The following is a 2,708-nucleotide window of genomic DNA, read 5'->3' on the forward strand; positions in this document are numbered from 1 at the left end:
GGCATGTCGAGGATATTGACCAGTGCCGACAGGGTCCGGTTGTCATCCAGACGATAACCGACTCGCGCATTGAGCAACCGCTTCTCCACTTTGCTCTGTTCGCGGTAGCCGTCGAAATCCAGGGCCGAGAAACTCACGCTGTGAACCCAGTTGCCGGTTTCGCCACCGTTACGTATGGAGAGCTTGCGAAAGTCGTCGCTGCCGCCCTGGAGCTTTAGGACCGGTGAGCGCTGCATCTCGCTGCCATCGCCGGTGGTGATGTCCAGGACCCCGCCGGCGGCGTTGCCGTAGAGCACTGACGAGGGGCCGCGGATCACCTCGATGCGCTCGGCGCTGTCCAGGTCCACGGCATCGATCTGGGCCTGACCATCGGGCAGGGTGTAGGGAATGCCATCGACACGGATATGCAGGCCGCGGATGCCGAAGGTGCCCCGGGAGCCGAAGCCGCGGATGGAGATGCGCTGGCCCTGGGCGAAGTTGTCGCGGTTCTGCAGAAAGACCCCGGGCACCCTGTCCAGGGCCTCATCCAGTCGAACTCCTTGCTGACCCTGCTGAATCTCCTCCCGGGTCAGGACCGAGACCGCAGAGGGGGTGTCATAGAGGCTACGGGTCAGGCGCGGGGCACTGATGGTGATGGTGGGTGTCCGGGTACTGGAGGTCTCGTCAGACGACTGAGGATCCGGGGCATCCGATGTCTGTGCCAGGGTAAAGGGCGCCCAGCAGAGCAGCAGCAAGCAGAGGGGTTGGCGTCGCATCGGGTTCTCCTGTCTTGTGGTTGTAGTGCCGATATCGGTGATGACCCATGGGCATTCTAGTGCCATCCTTGCCAGGAACGAAGACGCTGAATCCACGATATGGCCGCCCTCGATGCGCCTGGCCCGCCTCGGCGAGCCGGCATCCTGACGAGAAGCGGAAAATCGAGGCCGACAGGCCCTTGGTGGCCATCCATCAAGCGGTGCGACGCAGGACCTGGAGCAATGCCTGCAACGGATGCGGCAGCGACTGGCCGGAGAGCCGGCCCACCTGGCTACGACAGGAATAACCGGTCGCCAGCAGTCGGCCCTGGTTCGCGGCGTCTTCCACCACCGGCTGCCAGGATTGGGCGTAGATGGTCTGCGAGGTATCGCGGTTGCGGGCCTCGTGGCCGTAGGTGCCGGACATGCCGCAGCAGCCGGTGTTGACCAGCGCGAGGTCCAGGCCGAAGGCGGCAAAGACCTGCTGCCAGGCCTTGGGGCTGCCCGGGGCATTGGTGGTCTCGGTGCAGTGGGAGAGCAGGCGGTAGCCAGGGTTCTCGAGGGTCAGTCCCTTGGGGGCTAACTGTCTGGCGAGAGTCACCAGCCATTCCTGCAGCATCAGCACCTCGGGCACGGCGTCCGGCCCCAGCGCCTTCACGTACTCCTGGCGGTAGGTCAGGGTCATGGCCGGGTCGATGCCGACCAGTGGCACCCCGACGTCGGCGAGGGCGCGCAACCGACGCGCCTGTGCCTCTGCAGTGCGCTCGAAGGCGCCCAGGAAACCCTGGACGTCGAGCGGCTTGCCGTTCGCCGCGTAGGGTGCGATGAAGACCCGGATGTCGAGGCGCGAGAGCAACTCGACGATATCCATGACCAGTGTCGCCTCGAAGTAACTGGTAAAACCATCCTGGACGATCACCACACTCCTGGCTTTCTGGGCCTCGGTGAGCAGGCCGAGGGACGTGGGGGTCGCCTCGGCGATACCCCAGGCCTCGAGCTGCTTTCTCAGGCTGGCCCGGGAGAGCTTTGGACTGTCCACCAGGCCGATGGGTCCGGAAAGCAGTCGGTCGACCACGCGGTTGCCCAGGGCGGCGTTGTAGAGCGGCGCGATCCTGGCAAGCGTCGGCAGGAAGAACTCCATGCCACCGATCAGGTAATCGCGAACGGGGCGCAGGTAGCGGCCGTGGTAGACCTCCAGGAACCGCGAGCGGGAATCGGGGACATTGACCTTGACCGGGCATTGGCCGGCGCAGGCCTTGCAGGCGAGACATCCCGCCATGGCGTCGTAGACCTCGTGGGAGAAGTCCGCCTCGCCGCGGCGCTTGGCGAGGGTGTTCCTGACCCGCAGCGGGAAGTCGCGGACGAAGCCCCAGGCCCCCTCGGCCTTCTTCTTGCGCGACTCCGCCACCAGATCGATGCCGGCCTCACCCTGTAGACGCAACCACTCGCGGATCAGGCTGGCGCGACCCTTGGGCGAGTGCACCCGGTCGCGTGTGGCCTTCCACGACGGGCACATGGCGTCGTTGGGGTCGAAGTTGTAGCAGGCGCCATTGCCGTTGCAGTAGACGGTGGCGGCATGAGCCTGCCAGACACGCTCGTCGATGGTGCGATCGAACTGGCCGCGGGTGGGAACGCCGTCGATAGCCAGCAGGCCGGGATCAACCCACTTCACCGCCTGCTCGTCGGCATGTTCGGCCGGGCTGTTGGCGGCTTTCCCCGCCGCCTCGGGCGGGGTGGCCGTTCCCGCGGCCTGGGACGGGACAGCACTTCCCGCGGCTTCGGACGGGATAGCACTTCCCACGGTTTCGGGTGGGATAGCACTTCCCGCGGCTTCGGGCGGGATAGCACTTCCCACGGTTTCGGGTGGGGTGGGAGAAGGCAGCGGCGTCGCTATCTTGCCGGGGTTCAGCTGGTTATGGGGGTCAAAGGCCGCTTTCACCTGCTGCAGGCTGGGGTAGAGCTCACCGAAGAACC

1 protein-coding gene and 1 pseudogene are annotated in these 2,708 nt (G+C 65.8%); both read right to left on the bottom strand.

All coding sequences use genetic code 11. The features are described 5' to 3' along the window. A partial coding sequence (locus tag ACESMD_RS07850; protein WP_372611956.1) for a TonB-dependent receptor plug domain-containing protein occupies positions 1-755 on the bottom strand: 755 nt, incomplete at its 3' end. 193 nt (positions 756-948) lie between these two features. Continuing rightward, a pseudogene (locus tag ACESMD_RS07855) lies at positions 949-2,708 on the bottom strand (FAD-binding oxidoreductase); the annotation flags it as partial.

Origin of the sequence: Halomonas sp., from assembly GCF_041689495.1 — a bacterium.
Taxonomy (GTDB): domain Bacteria; phylum Pseudomonadota; class Gammaproteobacteria; order Pseudomonadales; family Halomonadaceae; genus Halomonas.